At 47.5% G+C, this 17,952-nt stretch carries 14 protein-coding genes; 8 read left to right on the forward strand and 6 right to left on the reverse strand.

The features are described from left to right. Positions 1–1,260, reverse strand: a 1,260-nt coding sequence (locus tag QUB26_RS00935; RefSeq protein ID WP_333316179.1) for a DUF4114 domain-containing protein, incomplete at its 3' end; no start/stop codon positions are given. Positions 1,261–1,901: 641 nt separating this feature from the next. On the opposite strand from QUB26_RS00935, the gene QUB26_RS00940 reads away from it, so the two are divergent. The 4 genes from QUB26_RS00940 (at position 1,902) to QUB26_RS00955 (ending at position 10,128) form a co-directional block, all read left to right on the forward strand. Then, positions 1,902–5,423, forward strand: coding sequence for a hypothetical protein (locus tag QUB26_RS00940; RefSeq protein WP_333316181.1), 3,522 nt, complete (start codon positions 1,902–1,904; stop codon positions 5,421–5,423). A gap of 367 nt (positions 5,424–5,790) precedes the next feature. Next, positions 5,791–8,664 carry a zinc-dependent metalloprotease gene (locus tag QUB26_RS00945; RefSeq protein ID WP_333316183.1) on the forward strand — a complete coding sequence of 958 codons (2,874 nt, stop codon included), beginning with the start codon at positions 5,791–5,793 and terminating at the stop codon, positions 8,662–8,664. Between the two features lie 138 nt (positions 8,665–8,802). Beyond that, entirely contained in the window at positions 8,803–9,573 is a 771-nt protein-coding gene (locus QUB26_RS00950) for a CPBP family intramembrane glutamic endopeptidase (RefSeq protein ID WP_333316186.1), read from the forward strand. A gap of 6 nt (positions 9,574–9,579) precedes the next feature. Then, the gene (locus tag QUB26_RS00955; protein ID WP_333316188.1) at positions 9,580–10,128 is read left to right on the forward strand and encodes a DUF1349 domain-containing protein; all 549 of its coding nucleotides are present in this window, start codon (positions 9,580–9,582) and stop codon (positions 10,126–10,128) included. A gap of 156 nt (positions 10,129–10,284) precedes the next feature. Here QUB26_RS00955 and QUB26_RS00960 read toward each other — a convergent pair whose 3' ends face one another. The 3 genes from QUB26_RS00960 to QUB26_RS00970 form a co-directional block, all read right to left on the reverse strand. After that, positions 10,285–10,563, reverse strand: a complete 279-nt coding sequence (locus tag QUB26_RS00960) for a Photosystem I reaction center subunit PsaK (protein WP_333041853.1) — start codon at positions 10,561–10,563, stop codon at positions 10,285–10,287. Positions 10,564–10,861: 298 nt separating this feature from the next. Further along, entirely contained in the window at positions 10,862–11,074 is a 213-nt protein-coding gene (locus QUB26_RS00965; RefSeq protein ID WP_333056696.1) for a chlorophyll a/b-binding protein, read from the reverse strand. A 511-nt stretch (positions 11,075–11,585) separates the two neighbouring features. Further along, positions 11,586–11,711, reverse strand: a complete 126-nt coding sequence (locus QUB26_RS00970) for a hypothetical protein (RefSeq protein ID WP_263053573.1) — start codon at positions 11,709–11,711, stop codon at positions 11,586–11,588. Between the two features lie 49 nt (positions 11,712–11,760). Between QUB26_RS00970 and hflX the strand changes: the two genes are divergently transcribed. Beyond that, positions 11,761–13,356 carry a GTPase HflX gene (gene hflX / locus QUB26_RS00975; protein WP_333240419.1) on the forward strand — a complete coding sequence of 532 codons (1,596 nt, stop codon included), beginning with the start codon at positions 11,761–11,763 and terminating at the stop codon, positions 13,354–13,356. 666 nt (positions 13,357–14,022) lie between these two features. On the opposite strand, the gene QUB26_RS00980 is transcribed toward hflX, so the two are convergent. Next, positions 14,023–14,220 carry a hypothetical protein gene (locus QUB26_RS00980; RefSeq protein WP_333056697.1) on the reverse strand — a complete coding sequence of 66 codons (198 nt, stop codon included), beginning with the start codon at positions 14,218–14,220 and terminating at the stop codon, positions 14,023–14,025. A 655-nt stretch (positions 14,221–14,875) separates the two neighbouring features. On the opposite strand from QUB26_RS00980, the gene grxC reads away from it, so the two are divergent. Both grxC and gshB read left to right on the forward strand, forming a co-directional pair. Then, positions 14,876–15,139 (forward strand): glutaredoxin 3, encoded by a 264-nt coding sequence (gene grxC, locus QUB26_RS00985; RefSeq protein WP_333056698.1) that lies wholly within the window; start codon positions 14,876–14,878, stop codon positions 15,137–15,139. A 67-nt stretch (positions 15,140–15,206) separates the two neighbouring features. Then, a complete protein-coding gene (gene gshB, locus QUB26_RS00990; protein WP_333316191.1) occupies positions 15,207–16,166 on the forward strand; it encodes a glutathione synthase in 960 nt (319 codons plus the stop codon). Positions 16,167–16,225: 59 nt separating this feature from the next. Here the strand turns inward: gshB and QUB26_RS00995 are convergent, their stop codons facing one another. After that, positions 16,226–16,354 carry a hypothetical protein gene (locus tag QUB26_RS00995; RefSeq protein WP_333316192.1) on the reverse strand — a complete coding sequence of 43 codons (129 nt, stop codon included), beginning with the start codon at positions 16,352–16,354 and terminating at the stop codon, positions 16,226–16,228. A gap of 11 nt (positions 16,355–16,365) precedes the next feature. Here QUB26_RS00995 and QUB26_RS01000 point away from each other — a divergent pair, with 11 nt between their 5' ends. Beyond that, positions 16,366–17,505, forward strand: coding sequence for a Gfo/Idh/MocA family oxidoreductase (locus QUB26_RS01000; protein WP_333316194.1), 1,140 nt, complete (start codon positions 16,366–16,368; stop codon positions 17,503–17,505). The last annotated feature ends 447 nt before the right edge of the window (positions 17,506–17,952 follow it).

A 17,952-nucleotide genomic window follows, 5' to 3' on the forward strand; every position in this document is an offset into this window, starting at 1 on the left:
AACTGCGGGGGAATTTTCGGTTTCTGTTTCAGCCGAATTCATCTCGGAATTAGGAATTTCCGAAACAGTCGGATTTTTGTCTTCAAATGCGGGGGAATTTTCGATTTCTGTCTCAGCCGAAGTCGTCTCGGAATTGGGAATTTCCGAAACAGTCGGATTTTTGTCTTCAAATGCGGGGGAATTTTCGATTTCTGTCTCAGCCGAATTGGTTGTAGAAGTAGTATCGGGTTTTTTGTCTTCTAACTTAGTCTCAGTTTTTGGCGCAGCATAAGCTATCAATTCTTTAGCTTTCTCTGATGTACGCCAATCGGAGTTTTTGGCAATTACATCATCCATTGAAATGACTTTAGGGGTGGCGCCTTTGAGCGAAAAGATGATATCATTGTAATCAGCATCGCTCCCTTCCCCTATCCCCATATCTTCCATAACAAATATACTGCCCCCATTCACCGCACCGGCAATTTGTCCTGGTTTAAAAACATCGCTGGAATTAGCTGTCGCCATTGAGAATAAGGGTTTTTTGTCTCCATCAATTCCTGGATTGTCGTATACTTCTTGTATTGTGCCGTTGGGAACTAGGATGATACCAATTTCATCTCCTGGTGTCATTGCAAAGGTTTTAATTCCTCGGTATTCCCCGATATTGAAGTTGTTTTCTCCCTCGAAACTAGAGAATTTCGCTGCTTCTTTACTGTCAGAAATGGCGATATAACCGAGTGAGGAGTTGCTTAAAGCGCGTCTGGCTGCTTCTTTGATAAATGCTTCGGAATCGGGAACAAATTCTTGCATTCCTGTGAGGCTGATAATTGCTAGTTCTCCTTGATACGAGCCTCCGTCTGATAGGTAATCGAACACAATTTTACCTGTTTCGTCTGCTTGGAAAATGCCGGAGTCGAAAGAGATGTTATTGCGAGTTGCTGGCTTGGTTGTATCGCCTGTGATTGCGTCGGTTTGAGTGGTGGATGTTTGCGGTTCTTCGGCGATGCTGTTGGTTGTTGGTGTTGAATCTTTGTTGAGGATGAAGGCGTCTATCTCTGCTTGTTGGGGAGATATTTCTGGGCTTTTATCGAGGATTTGGTTGTTTGATTGTAATAGTTCAACGCTGGGGTTTGTGGAGGATGTTTCGTTAACTGTTAGGAGAGTTTTCGGGGCAGAAGAGTAATTATTGGTAGAATTTGCTAGTTGCAAGTCTTCTGCAATGTCGGGGATGACAGAAATATTGGCAGTTATTTTTGGGGTAGATGCTTCGATTGGTGACATGATTTAAACTTCGGTTTTTTGATGATGAAAGTGACTAAAATTATGCAGAAGTTGAGGATGTTAATCTTGAAAATTTCGCAAGCAAAGCGATTCCAGACGATGCTGGAATTTTGTTTTTTTATTGAGGACGGAAGCTGCGATATCGACAGGTGAAAACTTGCCGATGCGGCTGAAAAAAAAATGATGTGATGGAATAATTGGGTTGTTTTATTGCTACGAATACATTTGAGAATATCAGTAACTTTTATCGATCGCAAGCGGTGTTCGCCATCAGGAAGTAAACTTTATGAAAGCTTTAATCCACTTCCGTGTACTGAAGTGTCACGCTACGAATTGTGGGATGAGTGACAACTTTGGACTGGCGATCGCCCAACTAATTTTTCTGTTTGTTGTATAAAAAGTAACTTAATTTGTTCGCCAAATTACGAAAAAACCGATCGCAACAACAGTAAAGGCTTTGGAAACTAGGTTGTACAGTCCAGGACGCAGACACACTATATGTAGTGTGGTGCGATTCCTAATAATTACTAACGACCAATGACTGAGGACTTCGCCTAAGTGAAGCCTAATATATGCCAAAATACGGACGAAATGTGCTATCTGTAGAAGACGAAAGCAGCCTTGACGAAATTTAAAGTCCCATGTTGAATGCGAACGGGAGCATATTGGCAGACAATCGATCGGCCGCGTCGCAGTGGGCGCAAGAAGCTTTAGGGCTTCCCGAAGTTCAAGTACAAGCGCGTTTGCGGGGAAACCACCTGCACATTTTGTGCGAAGCAGCGCAGTGTCCGTCTCAAGAATTGGTGACGGCGAGATTTACCAGCGCCCTCGAACACACTGATTTAACGCAACTGCTGCCCGATCGACCTAAAATTTACCAGTTGTTTCTGTGCGGCCGCAAAATCGGTTCCCGACAAAATGACTGGACAGTCCGGCTCGATTGCAGCAGTCCCAAGCAACAGCAACAGCCACAGCAACCGGAACCAAAAGTTGCCGAAGTGCCGCCGCCAGCGACTTCCCCCGACGAACCGCCAGCAAGCCCTAAAAGAGGCGGATTTTTCGGCAGATTTAAGAATGACAACCGCAAAGTCAAACAGACACCAAAACCGATAGAAACAGTCGCGCAACCGCCGCAAGTACGGGAAGAACTGGATTTTGACGCCGACAGTCTGCCCGTCGCCTCCCGCATTGAATACCCAGAAGCTTTTGAAACTTCCCCCGTGACGATCGACACTTCGGCTGCTGCGACGCGGGAAGCCGTCGGTTCCGCCGTTCCCCCGCAGCAGAAAGCCAACCGTGGCGCAGTGGCTTTGATTCAATCCCCCCAAGCTGACTCAGGCGAGGGCGATCGCGATGGAACATTAACGGTTTCGCCGGAAACGTTGGCGCGCCGGGGCTATCCAGATGCGATCGCCAGCTATCTCAGCGAAATCCTCGGCCCGATGGGAGTTTCGGTGAAAGTAAGCATTCGCGAAAAAGAACTCAAAAGCAGCCTAGAAACCCAGCCGGTGAATGGGCCGGAAAATATCAAGCCCAAAGAACGCCGGCTGCTGGTGCTGTGCGAGTCAGCTTACAGCCCCGACCCCTCATTGCTGGCCGAACCCATCGCCGGCAGGCTACGGAAACTGCAACTAGAGGATTTCCGCGAAGCCGTGATCGCCAGCCAAGTCAGCGGCGAAGCGAAACCGGACTGGCTGCTGCGGGTGGATTTGACTTCGCCCGACAAAATTCTTAAGGAATGGGCTAGGTGGGGAGACGTACAGTCGATCGCCAAACTGCTAAACCAACACTTGGCTGCATCGAGAGTCGAAGTGCGGGCTACCCTCAAAGAAGCAACCCTCCACCTGTTTTGCAGCAAAACTGCCAAAAAAGGACAAAAGCCTAAACGGCAAGAATACCCCGACAAGCAGCAAACCACCGACACGATCGCCCCTTTGTTAGCCTCCTTTGCACCCCAAGGCATCCGCGCAGCTACTATCTACGGCGTAGAACCAGCCAAGGACTCTCAGGCGGCGCCGGAGTCCCCCGTGTGGATAGACTGGGTGGACTTGCCTGCCGCCCACCACCCCGACTTGGCTGCAAACGCTAGAACGCTTGCAGTTGAGGGCGACCAATTGGCTCTGACTTTTTTATTGAACAGGTTGCTCAACCCCAATCTCAGACGCAAGCTGGAAACAGGAGGGATTCGGGCTGTCGTGCTGCAAAAAGCCAACGTGCTGCACGTCATGACAGAAGCTCTGACTTGCCCTTCTCAGTCGAAGATAGGCCCGCCGGTGGCGAAATTTTTGCGACAGTTACAAATTCCGGGAGTGGCAGGGGTGCGAGTCTACGGACGGCGCGCGGGCCAGAAGCTGCCCCTGTGGCGCTACGCAATCGACCTCAGAACCGCTGTTGACGAAGAATCAGCGACGGCACCCGCACAGGCTCCCTCCCAAGTGGCTGTGTTGGAAAAGGAACCGGTGCCGGAGTTTGCGCCGGCGGAGGATGGGAGTTTTTCGGGTTTGGGCGACAATTTGGTGTTCGATGCTCCGACGCCCAACTCCTGGCGGCCCCGCTTCAAAATCAGACTCCCCGGATACAATCTGGGCGAGCAGTTAGTTCAAGCTGCGGTGCAACCGCTTGTCGCTTCGGGTTTGTTTGTTCCCAACGATGGTTTATCCACGAATGCTGCTGCGCCGGGTGGCGTGAGAGCCGATCGCGCGGCGGGAATGGCTTTGATTTGGGCGATCGCCGGCTGTCTGCTGACTTTCAATACCGATTGGATCCTCGGTCAATTTCTGCAATCTGCGACGGTCAGTCAAGCTCCTAGTGCCTCCGAAGTTTGCAGCGGCCCAAATTGTCAACATTCAGCTCCCAAGGCTTTAGGCGACGTTACAGCCAGACTTCCGAACGAAACCGCGAACCCCGTTCCCCCTTCTGGGGAGGTGAATTTGCCTCGAATTCCGTTGCAACCGTCGCCGGAAGCGAACCAGCAAGAGGCTTTCAATGGCTCTGGGTTTACGAAACCGGGAAATACTAGCGTTCCTGTAGCTGATGTTTCTGCTCCTCCGGTGTTCCCAACTTTGAGGAGCGAGCAGCTTGACGATCAGATAGCGCGCTATCAAGAGTACATCCACCTGCACAAAAAACCGCCGGATATTTTAATTGTCGGTAGTTCGAGGGCGCTGCGGGGCATCGATCCGGCGGTTTTGGAAACAGCTTTGGCAGCTTCGGGCTATCCGGGGCTGAGGGCTTACAATTTTGGAGTTAATGGAGCTACTCTCCAAGTTGTAGATTCGATCGTCCGCCGGATTTTGCCGCCGCAACAACTGCCGAAATTGTTGGTGTTGGCTGACGGGGCGAGGGCTCTCAACAGCGGGCGGCCGGATTTGACTTTTAGTGCGATCGCTTCTTCGGAAGGTTACAGGCAATTGAGCCGGGGTAGTTTTCTGATCCCCACCAATCAATTAGAATCCGAAACATCGAAAGAAAGCGCTAACAATCCGGTGGCGACTGCGACTGAATTGGTGAACAATTTGGGACAAGCTCAAGCTAATGTTCAGCAAGTGGTGAGTCAAAAGTTGGTGGAGGGTTCTGCAACTTACAAAAAGCGCGATCGACTTAAAGGGTTTTTGCGATCGATCGTTAATCCCTCAGCCCCTGTTGCAACCGACAGCCCCCAAACCGCAGCCCTGGGTGAACAAACAAGGGAAAATAATGCCCAGCCAACTGCTGTGAGTAAACCAGTCAGCGAGTATCAACCAAATGGCTTTTTGCCGATCGATATACGCTTCAATCCCGAAACTTACTTTCAGAAACACCCGAAAGTATCTGGTTATTACGACTCCGACTATCAAAATTTTAAATTGGTAGGCGAACAAGCTCTAGCACTCAAAAATCTGATCGAATTTACCAAAGTTCGCAACATCAATCTGGTGTTTGTGAATATGCCTCTGACTGAAGATTATTTAGACCCGGTGCGGACAGGTTACGAACAAGAATTCCGGCAATATATGCAAGAATTAGCAGCTCAAAGCGGACTAATTTTCCTAGATAAGAGTTTATTGTGGCCCCAGGCGCGGGAATCTTTTTCCGACCCCAGCCACCTCAACCGTTACGGTGCTGTTGCAGTTTCTAAGCGGTTGGCTCAAGATCCCATGATTCCCTGGCCAGCGCAACAATAGTTCTAATTTTTGAGCTTTGAGTTATTTTAGATGTTAAATGCTCCTCAGATGTTGCACCATTGTCAAGAACCGGCTCTTCGGCTCGTTCCACAAAGAGTGAGTTTTCTTCTTGTGGAACAGGCCGGAAAGCCTGTTCCTAAACAAGTAATATCAGGTTCGGTTAAATAGATATAATTCCTGTAGGGGCGGGTTCACCAATAATAATTCCCTAAAATTGACAATCTCATAAACCCGCCCGGTCGGTTCTTATAAGCAATTAACCGAACTTGATATAATTGAGAATGGTGCAAGATGTGAGATGCTCCCAACATTGCGAGTGCGGCTCGACTATCTCAAAACTATTCTTTCCTGCGGCTAAATACTGAAAATGAAAAGATTGATATTTCCTGAAAATAGCAAAAATACACAGATAAAAAATCCTAGAAAAAATCTGCCTTTGATATTTTTTATATTATCTTTAGCATTTTTCTGTTTCAGTTTGTATAAAGGTTTCTTTTTACCATTAGCTTTATCATCTGGGCCGCCCAGCAACGAACCAAGTACCGAACAGCAAACTCTGGCACCCTTTGAAGAGGTTGTCAAAGACGCGAAAAAGTTAGAGGGACTATTTACTCTTTACCGCAATCAAGCAACTGATAAAGTATATCTGGAAATTAAACCGCAACAACTCGACAAAAAATTCCTGTGCTTTGTGACATTGGCATCGGGTTTGGGGGAAGCGGGCATTTTGAGCGGAATGCCGATCGGCGATTTCTTGTTTCAACTGCGGCGCGTCCAAAATAACGTGCAGTTTGTGATACCAAATATAAATTTTCGCACAAGTCCGGGCGACCCGCAAGCAGGTTCGGTAGCACGGGGATTTAGCGAGTCGATTCTCTATTCTTTGCCTCTCAAAAGCATTCATCCGCAAAGACAAACTCTGCTAATCGATTTAGGCGATTTGCTGATGAGCGACAAACGCGATTTACCAGGGGTAAAAGCGATTTTGCCGATGCTTTTGGGCGCTTCTTACTCGATCGATGCAGACAAGTCTTCTTTTAAAGATGTTAAAGCGTTTCCGCTGAATGTGGAGATTGCTTCTGTCTATGGTTTTTCTAGCGATAATGACAGTGAAGTTAACTATTTACCTTCGATTCCTGACAGTCGGGCTTTTAACCTCCGCATTCACTACAGTTTCTCGGAAGTGCCGCTAAATAACGGCTATCGGCCCCGACTTGCGGACGAGCGAGTGGGCTATTTCCTCACAGCATATAAGGACTTTTCTGACAAGAATAGCCGGGAGCCTTTTGTGCGCTATATCAATCGCTGGCATTTGCAAAAGCAAATCCCGACGGCGCCGATGTCGCCTCCGGTTCAGCCGATCGTCTTTTGGATTGAAAATAATGTGCCTACCGAATACCGAAACGCAATCCGCGAGGGCGTTTTGGTGTGGAACAAAGCTTTTGAAAAGGCAGGTTTTACTGAGGCAATTCAGGTCAAACAAATGCCGGACAATGCTAAATGGGACCCGGCTGATGTTCGCTACAATACTATCCGCTGGTCGAGTTCTTTTGAGCCTCAGTTTGCCGGCATCGGGCCGTCTCGCACTAACCCGCTGACGGGGGAAATTTTGGATGCTGACATTCTGTTGGATGCTAATGTTGTCCGGGAAATCAAACAGGGTTATCGGTCTTTGGTGGAACAAAATAGATCGCTATCTAAGAGTTTTCAAGGGCGAAACGGTTCTAATACCAATCCCTGTCAGTTTGGGATGTATTCTCGCTATTTGAAGGTGCTAGAAAATGGGGATTTAGGAAAAAGCAGCGGGGAAAATGCTCAAGGTGGAATTGCTGATGATTTGCCGACTTTGGTAGAAAGATACCAAGAGCAAAAGCGATCGTCTTTATCGCGGTTGATGTCGAGTTCGGATATGTGTTTTGGGTTGGAATCGAACCGCCAGTTTGCGATGGGGGCAATGTCGATCGATTTGTTGGAAAATGCAGCGCCTAGCAGTGGGACGATTGACAATTATGTGAATGAATATATCCGATTTTTGACAGCCCACGAAGTCGGTCACACTCTCGGTTTGAGGCACAATTTTCACGGGAGTACGATGCTGCAACCGGAGGATTTGAACAATACTCAGGTAACTCGGACGCAAGGTTTGGTAGCGTCGGTGATGGATTATGTGCCGATTAATTTGGCACCTGCCGGAACTGTGCAGGGCGACTATTATCCAACGATTGTAGGGCCTTATGACGATTGGGCGATCGAGTATGGTTACAAGGTGATTGGCGGCCGGGACCCGAACAGCGACTTACCCACGCTGCAACAAATTGCCAGCCGCGGTGCGGAACCCCAATTATCTTACGCGCCGGATGAGGATTCTTTTGATATTCTCGATCCGGCTGCAAATACCTTTGATCTCAGCGCCAATATGCTGAGGTATTCGCAATGGCAATTGGATAATGCTAGGGCGATGTGGAAGCGTTTGGAAAAGCGAATTCCGGTTGGGGAAAACGGTTATAACGAACTGCGGGTGATGTTTGATTCGGTGTTCGGGTATTATGTTCAGCAGGTGATGAATGCTACTTTGTATGTGGGGGGACAGTCGTTTAGTCGGATTCGCCCTGGAGATACTAATGCGAAGTTGCCGTTTGTGCCGATCGAACTTTCTGTGCAGCGAGAAGCATTAGCAACCCTTGAAAAGTACGTTTTTGCGCCGGATGCGTTTAGTTTTGCGCCGGAATTGCTGAATAAATTGGCGCCTTCGCGCTGGGAACACTGGGGAAGTCCGGCTTTGGTGTTTCCTCTAGATTACCCGATCGGCGATCGAATTACTTTTTTGCAGCGGTTTGTGTTGCGGGTTTTGCTATCTCCGACGCGCTTGGCGAGGCTGCGGGATGCGGAGTTAAAATCAGCGCCGGAAACTGCTTTGAGGTTGCCGGAAGTGTTGAATACTGTGCAAAAGGATATCTGGCAAGAGGTTTTGCAGCCGGAAAAGAAGATGCAAATTCCAACTTTTCGGCGTTCTTTGCAGCGGGAACATTTAGCAATTTTGATCGGAATGGTGCTGCGAAAAACGAATGTTCCAGAGGATGCGCGGAGTTTGGCTTGGTACGAGTTGCGGCAGTTGCGGGAGGGTTTGAGCAAGAGTATTCGGAATTTGGATCGGAATGCGGATGCTTATACGCGGGCTCATTTGGAGGAAACGCGCGATCGAATTTCTAAGGTTTTGAATTCGCAAATTCAGTCGAATTAACTGGGGGGTTCAGAAACCGGGTTTTTGAGGAAGATATTTCGTGGCCACCCCCAGATTCGATAAAAAACCCGGTTTCTTTGGTGGAAGTGCGTAATTCCTGACTTATTAATTGGGTGTTTCTATCTGCAATCAAAAATTATGACTACAGATACTTCAAACAAACATCACCTTCGATTGGCGTTATTTTGGGCATTACTGGGGAGTCTGGCAGCGTTGGCATTATTTCCTTATGCGCTGTCTCTGAATCCAGCAGTTAGGCAAGTGCCTACACCGTTACCTGTTATAGCTATTGCGTCCGCCCTTCAAACTGGACTTCTTTTGATTCTCCTGAATTGGATTGGACTGCGCCTCGGTAAATCGATCGGACTTGATACGCCCATAGCTCGTGCTTTGGTATATCGACAGCCTGTTCCCACTCTTTCTAAATCTGCTATCAAAACGGCACTGATAGTCGGTGGCGTTGGTGGCATCGTCTTAATTGGATTGAGTTTAGGGTTTGAACCTTGGATGCCTCCAATGGCTTCAACAACTGCGTTAAAAATTGACCTCTGGAAACGCATATTAGCTTCCTTCTACGGAGGCATCACCGAAGAACTCTTGCTGCGACTGTTCGGTATGACATTGATGGCGTGGCTACTTTGGAAGATTTTTGAGCGAGACAAACTGCAACCCTCTACATGGATTTTTTGGCTGGCAATTGTGGCGGCGGCAATATTGTTTGGTGTGGGTCATTTGCCTGCCGCTGCCAATCTCTGGGGGCTAACCCCAATCGTCATTTTCCGAACGATTGTGCTCAATGCCCTCTTAGGGATTCCCTTTGGTTTTCTTTACTGGCGTTGGGGATTAGAATATGCTATGTTATCTCATTTTTTGGCCGACTTGGTACTGCACGGAATTGGAGGAAGTTAGCAAGAGATGCAAACAATGCAATGGTACAACGAACCTTTACAATGGCATGAGGATAACGATGTTATCTACATTACCGCCGGCGCGAAGACTGACTTTTGGCGCCAAACTCATTACGGATTCATTCGCGATAACGGCAACTTTTACTACCGTCAAGTCTCAGGCGACTTTACAGCCGAAGTCAAAATTACTGGTTGCTATCGATCGCTCTACGATCAAGCAGGATTGATGATTCGAGAGAGCGAAAATATCTGGCTAAAGTGCGGCATTGAGTTTGTTGAGGGAGTGCAAAACGTGAGTGCGGTTGTGACACGAGACTATTCCGATTGGTCTGTTATGCCGCTGGAAGTGCCGCCTGTTTCCCTGTGGCTGCGGGTAAAGCGCCGAGCTGAAACGGTGGAAGTGCAATACTCGTTGAATGGGTCAGACTATTCAATGATGCGACTGGCATATCTAACTGAGTCACCAATCGTTCAAGTTGGGTTAATGTGTGCGGCTCCCCAAGGTGAAGGCTTTGCAGTCGAATTTGAAGGCTTTAAGCATAGTAAGCTGATCTAATAATGTGGATGGTAAAAAAACGATTTCTGCGCCACTCCATATATAAAATTAAAATTAGGGGTAAGTGCTTTTCACTTACCCCTACCATTTTTTTGGCGCTTTTTAACTTACTAAAAAATCTAGCAATAAATCACCACAAAAGCGACGCCATTTATGCTAGAAATATTTGTCGATGTTGAGGGTCAAAATCATAAATGCTCCGAGCAAATGACCTGCGCTCATGCAAGCCAGAAATGCCGGTACGCTAACATTGTTGAACAAAGACGGGAAGGGCAAAGGCATTTTTGGCCCGACGTGGGGATACCAAATTCGGCGACTGAGAACTAGCAATGCTAAGATATTGCAAACAAACATCACTATTGGTTTTTGCCAATTTCCTGATGCTGTGTCAGCCAGGGTCGATTCTACTACTGCCAGTAAATTTGAGTTAATCATCGTTGATGCTCCTATTTTTCATAAATTATCAGAAATGCTTGATGAGATTTTTTGCCAAAAATACAGCAGGGGCGATCGCCCTTACGCAATAAATATCTGTTGCTATTAATATTCACCGCGCCAGCTACAGCGCCCCCACCCGTAATCGTCGAATCACAGCAAGAAGTCTTTTAATGCCATTCAAAAGTAACGAAAGATACAAAGGGACCAAACCATACTCGCTGCCATTTGTAACTTTTAGCCTGTCTGGCAGTGGCGGCATTTACTCACGCTGCCAGACAGGAAACACACCTACTCATTACTGAGCAATGTAGGTAGGCAGAAAGTGGAGAATGTCGCGCAGAACGCTAAATCCAGCAGCATCCCAGAGCAAATAAGCTAAGAAACCGATCATCGCTAAGCGACCGTTCCAAAGTTCTGCTTGTGGGTTGAAGCCAAACAAGAAGGCATTCCGATCTTTGCCGTTGTAAGCATTAGCTGTAGGAGGCAGGTTAGTAGGACGAGTTTCCATGTTTTTACATTCCTTAACAATGTTTCGCTTCTCATGGTAGCGGCCTAATTTCTGCTTTGCTATCTGTCTCTAGGCCCAAGATACACACAAGTCTAAAGGAGGATTTGGAAACGGAAAAAAAAATGTTAAGTTTTGTTTCGCGAGATTTTTCAGCGATCGCCTGTATCTGTAGATACTAAATACAAGTGCAAGTTGAGATTGCTGCTGTGACAAGCCCGATCGCGCTGCCGCGACAAAAAACGGCGCTTTTGACTCGTCAGTAGATTTGAGATTTGAGATTTACTCTACAGATGAATCTGGAAGCTCTAAAATTTTGGCAGACTCACGACTGTTGTCGGAAAGCAAGTATCCGTTTTTGAGCTCGCTCAGACTGAATCCGCGAAATCCTAGAAGCAAGAAAATTTAGTAAATTTAAACTCAAAAGCCGAACACATAGCGCGGGAGTTAATTAAAATAGGAGATAAACAGATCGATCGGGAGAAACAGTTATCGAAACCATCTACGGCCATCTTCAAGGTTTAAAGTCCAGCCAGCTCAAGCAACTCGAAAAGCTGTACCACCAGCGACTACCGGGCGATCGCATCACCACTGCAGAATTCGCCCAGCGCGTCGCCGCCATCAGCACGGAAATAGACAAACCAATCTGCACCTACATCAACCGCCGTGGACAAGTAATTCGCGTCGGCGTGGGTTCACCGCGGCAAACCCAGATTGCACCCTTAGAATTACCCCGGTATGGGGGAGGTCGCCTCAGCGGCATTCGCTGCATCGCTACCCACCTAAAGCCAGAAACCCCAAGCGAAGCAGCCCTCACAGCAATGGCAATTCAGCGCCTGGATGCCCTGGTTTGGCTGACACTGACGGGGGGAGGATTTCAGCGTCGGGGGGGCGGTGCGACTGGTTACATCCAAGAAACTTATCTCGCTCACCTGATACCCCAGGGAGATCAGCCCAATTTTGAGTTCTCTGTTTTGAGCGCTCAGTTAGAACCAGATTCAACTGATGAAATAGAAGAGCCTTCAATTCCAAAGTCACTAATTCAAACTCCACACTTTCCCTGGAAAATATCAGAACCGCTGAATTTGGAAGAACTCGCCGACCAAGATTTTCTGGATTTGGTGGAAGGGCTCGAAGCAGAGTTTCAAGCAGAGTTTGTCGCTAAGCAGGTCGATGCAGACCAAGACAAAGTGCTGCTGGTAGGTGTAATGACTCAGCACATGACTCAGTTGGAGTTTGAGGACGGGCTCGCAGAAATCACGCGGCTGGTTGAAAGCGCCGGCGGTCAGGTTCTGCAAACAGTGCGCCAAAAACGATCGCGCCCCCATCCGCAGACAGTGGTCGGCGAAGGCAAAGTTCAGGAAATTTCCCTCACCGCTCAGACGATTAGCGCTAACCTCGTGGTATTCGATCGCGACCTGGCACCCGCACAAATACGTAACTTGGAAACTCAGATAGGTCTTCGCGTTGTCGATCGAACAGAGGTAATTCTCGACATCTTTGCCCAAAGAGCTCGATCGAGCGAGGGTAAACTACAAGTCGAACTCGCTCAGCTAGAGTATGCCCTGCCCCGGCTCAGAGGTCGCGGTCAGGCAATGTCGAGACAGGGTGGTGGCATCGGTACCAGAGGCCCAGGGGAAACCAAGCTAGAAACCGAACGGCGGACGATCGCCAAACGCATTTCTCGATTGCAGCAAGAAGTAAATCAACTGCTGGCGCACCGCTTCCGGCTGCGGCAGAACCGCCATCATCACGATGTACCCTCAGTGGCGATCGTTGGCTACACTAACGCCGGTAAATCTACTCTGCTCAACCTGCTCACAAATTCCGAAGTCTATGCCGCCGACCAGTTATTTGCCACCCTCGACCCCACAACTCGACGGTTGACCATTCCTGGCACTGTCACTAGGGAACCGCTATCGATCGTCCTCACAGATACAGTGGGCTTTATTCGCGAACTGCCTCCTGCCTTGATCGACGCTTTCCGGGCTACCCTCGAAGAAGTCACTGACGCCGATGCTTTGCTGCACCTCGTCGATCTCTCCCATCCCGCGTGGCAGAGCCAAATTCGATCGGTCATGAATATTTTGACCGATATGCCCGTAACTCCCGGCCCAGCCCTTGTAGTCTTTAACAAAATAGATGCCGTAGATGGAGAGACTCTCGCCCTCGCCCGAGAAGAATTTCCTCAAGCAGTATTTATTTCGGCCGCCAAAGGTTTGGGGATGGAAACTCTCCGCGACAGACTAGCTCAGCTCATTCAATACGCCCTCTACCCTCGGTAAATACTTAAATATTCCTTTTGAATAGTTGACATGGGGGAATATACGTACATATACTGAGGACAGATTTAGTCGAAATATGAGATGATAAAAGAGTAGTCAGATTGTGCATGGCAAAGTACAATACAGCAGCTCTATTTGGCGAGCGGTTAAATAATTAATTCCCGGAGGCCGCGGTCAAGGTAAAAAGACTCTTTGTTAATGGCTGTAAGGGCTGTTGGTTCAGAGGTAGCAAAAAGATGTTGCTTAACTGTTGCTTAACTGTTGCTTAACTGTTGGTTAACTCTGTGCAAACTACCTGTCTGTGCAAACCTCTGTGCAAACCACGGTACGGGATGTCAAGGTAAAAGAGAATAATTTTATTAAAGTGTTTGGGCACTTACCTCAAGCGCTATACTATCTTTTACAGACGTCCGCGAGAGAATACATCTTATTGATTGTAAATTGATTGTAAGATTGATTGTAAGAACTCTAAAATCCTTGCCCGTCGTACAGCGCTAATCTCTAGGACTATTTCTATTTTTCGATTTTACCACTGTTTAACTAAATAGTTATGTGTACGCCACTGGCAAAACTAGCAATTGGACTCTCTGCCACAATGGCAACAGCGTTTTACTATCTAGCTGCCGCCCCTCCGGCAGCTGCAGTAGATGTCTGCGGTCCGGGAAATTATTCTACTGCCTGTGCCCCCCCGCCGGCACCCACCCCAACGGCATCGGAGAGCCCATTGGCGACCCAGCCCCGTTTGTCCCAAATATACAGAACTACACCTTCGAGAAATGCAACTTCTATTCCGGAACCGGGTACTGCGATCGCAGTCCTACTGACAGGTGCAGGTATGATATGTTCCTGCAGAAAGCGAAACAATCAGGTTGGTCCGCAGCGCTAGGCAGGCTGATGACCAACCTGTTTGCCTTTAAAATGTCTCCGTTTTTTTTAAGCGAGGATATTTGTTTACTTAAATTTATATAAAAAATAAAAAGTTGTATAAAAAATAACTTGACACCTAGCTTGTGCGCTGCAAATAGAGCCAGATTGGGAATGAAGAAAGCGATAGCGACTTCAGTCAATCGATTTTAGATTTTAGATTTGAGATTTTAGAGGCGACCCCACGGATAAATGCTCTTTCTTGAGGATTTTCGATTTTCGATTTGGGATTGATTCCACGGATAAATCACGTGGCGGGTACCACCTTTGAAATTCCTGGTCAGGGTAAAAACAAGGAAGAAGGCAAATGCACTTCCTGGCAAGGGTTTTAGCAATGAATAACCTCCGGTGCAACAGATAAGGTTGCTATATGTTGCTATATATAATAAAAATTAAAATATAAAAATTAAAATAAGATTGGTTAAGATCAATGCTTCGCACAGTTTTTGAGAACCCACCGTATAATAAGGGTTTCAAGGCTCCTAGGCAAGTTTGCTACCAACGAAAAATCGAGGGTTTCAGCCTAGGAAGTAAAAAAAGTCCGCACTAGGGTTAAGATTAAAATTAAAAAATATTGTTATTGTTTGAGCGTCCCATGACCCCTAAAGTAGAAATTTACACTTGGAGAACCTGCCCGTTTTGCATTCGTGCCAAAGCACTGCTGAAACGAAAAGGGGTTGATTTCACAGAGTACGCGATCGACGGAGATGAAGCGGCACGGGATCAAATGAGCGATCGAGCCCACGGAGGTCGCACCCTGCCCCAGATATTTATTAACGACCAACACATAGGCGGCTGCGACGACATCCACCAACTCGATACTCAAGGCCTGCTAGATCCGCTGCTAGCAGCAAAATGAGGCATTCCCTGTGGAATTTTCAATTAGCCCAAATTTTTAGGCGACCAATTCTTAATTTTAACTGACAATGAAATTTGCATTCATCATCGATCCCCTCGCGCGACTAATTCCAGGACACGATACCAGCGTAGCGCTGATGGAGGCAGCTCAAGAGTTGGGTCACGAAGTCTGGGCGACTCAAGCCAACGAATTAAGCGTCATCGGCGGCAAAACCTGGGCAATGCTCAGTCGGGTAGCCCTCACCCCAGTAAAAGTGGTAGAGGGACGCTGGGAGGCGGCTGAGGCTTGGTACCAGGTAGAACAGCCTACTTTGCAGCCTCTGGAAGCAATGGACGCTGTATTTATGCGGACAGATCCCCCAGTCAACATTCCTTACCTTTACGCTACTTACCTTCTAGATGGCATCGATCCGGCTAAAACTTTGGTAGTTAACAGTCCCAAAGGATTGCGGGCGGCGAATGAAAAGATGTATGCTTTGCAATTTGAGGGAGCGATTCCTGAGACAATTGTTTCTCAAAACAAGCAGGTAATTCGGCACTTTGTCGAGAAAAAAGGAGCAGCAGTTCTTAAACCCTTGGGCGGCAAAGCTGGCGAGGGGATTTTGTTTTTGGAAGCGGACGATCGCAATCTTAACTCCCTGGTCGAAATTAGCACTCAACAAGGGCAAATTCCAGTGATGGTTCAGACTTATCTGCCGGAAGCCAAAGAGGGAGACAAGCGGATTATATTGTTAAACGGCAAGCCGATCGGTGCTATCAACCGCATTCCCACCGGAAATGAATTTCGCGGCAACATGGCCGTCGGCGGCCGAGTCGCAAAAACCGAAATTACCGATCGCGAACTGGAAATTTGTGCTCAGTTAGAACCAGTGCTGCAACGGGACGGACTGTACTTTGTCGGCATTGATATTATTGGCGGTTATCTCACAGAAGTTAATGTCACCAGCCCTACAGGTATCAGAGAAATTGACTTGTTTGACGGCGTTAGTTTGGGCAAACAAGTAATTGAATGGGTGGTTAGTCATTAGTCATTAGTCATTAGTCATTAGTCATTGGTTAGTCGTTATTAGTTATTGCTTATTTACTACTAATTAGCAATGACCAATACCCAATACCCGATGCCCGATGCCCGATGCCCGATGCCCAATTCCCAATTCCAAATTCCCAATTCCAAATTCCAAATTCCCAATTCCAAATTCCAAATTCCAAATTCCAAATTATTAAATTATGTCAAAAATTGGCGTTGCAGTAGTCGGTACAGGTTTCGGTCAAAAAGTACACATTCCCGGATTCCAGGCCCATCACCGGACAGATGTTGTCGCTGTTTACCACCGGAATTTAGACAAAGCAAAGGATCTCGCCTCTACCCACAATATCCCCTACGCTTGCGACTCGATCGCCGATATAGTAGCCATCCCAGAAGTAGCGGGAGTCAGCATTTCCACACCGCCCTTTTTGCATTATGAAATGGCAAAAACCGTCTTGGAAGCAGGCAAGCATTTATTATTAGAAAAACCCACAGCCCTGACAGCAAATGAAGCCAGGGAACTTTACCGATTGGCAAACAACGAATCTCAAACCGATTTTAAAAATGGTGGTTCGAGAGCAATTGCCACAATGGACTTTGAGTTTCGCTTCATCCCCGCATGGCAAATGCTAGCAGAATTATTGGCAGCAGAATATGTGGGAGAAAAGCGTTTAATTAAGATTGATTGGCTGGTTTCGAGCCGCGCTGATGCGAGTCGCCCCTGGAATTGGTACGCGCAAAAAGAGCGAGGCGGCGGCGTTTTGGGCGCGACAGGTTCTCACGTTTTTGATTATATTAGCTGGCTGTTCGGCGCGCCCCAGAGGCTTTCTGGGCAATTGATTACAGGAATTTCGCGGCGGCCAGATCCGAATGATTCGGGAAAATTAAAATTAGTTGATGCAGATGATTCTTGCACGTTGATGTTGGAATTAGCTGGGGGAACTCCTTGCCAAGTTTGTTTGAGTTCTGTTACGTATCAAGGGCGGGGACACTGGGTGGAAATATACGGGAGTAAGGGTACGTTGGTGTTGGGAAGCGATAACCAGCAAGATTACGTCCACGGATTTCGCTTGTGGGGTTCCCAAGGTGGAGAACCTTTAGCTGAAATCAAAATTCCTCAAAGATTGGAGTTTCCTCAAGTTTATCCAGACGGGAGAATTGCACCCTTTATTCGAGTAGTAGATAGGTGGGTTGAAGCAATAGATGCCGGTAAATCCTTGATACCGTCCCTCAGAGAAGGGGTTTACTCGCAGTTGTTGATGGATTTGACCCAGGAGTCGAATGCTACGGGGACTTGGGTAGATTTACCGAGTATTGATAAATTTTTGGGCACTAAGTAAAAACTCCCAAAGCAATCTCTCGCACTCGATCGCACCCCAAACCCGATAAACTACAAATAGAGAAACTCAATCCCACCCTATATCCAGAGTCGGTAGTTGTCAGTAACTCAGGGCTAAAGCCACTGAGCTTGTAAGAAATTACAAGTTGTTCTGACCAGACCCCTCTCAGGAGGAGACGTTATTCAGGTCACGATACCGGAGAATGCGACGCCAGTTTTCCGCTCTGTCATCTGCAATTAAACAGTTTTAAAGTCACTGAAACAGTGTTGCAGGTCTAACAAGCCTTTATAACCAGGTCGAGGCGAACATTACCCGAAAGGGATTCGGAGACAACCATATCTCCACAGAGGGGCAACCATACCCCTCTAACCCCGAAAGGGGATTCAAGGCGGTTGAAACCGCCGAGTCGTTTTCCTCTCAGGACTAAAGTCTCTGAGCTTCCCACTT

Origin of the sequence: Microcoleus sp. B4-C1 (assembly GCF_036705285.1) — a bacterium.
Lineage (GTDB): Bacteria > Cyanobacteriota > Cyanobacteriia > Cyanobacteriales > Microcoleaceae > Microcoleus.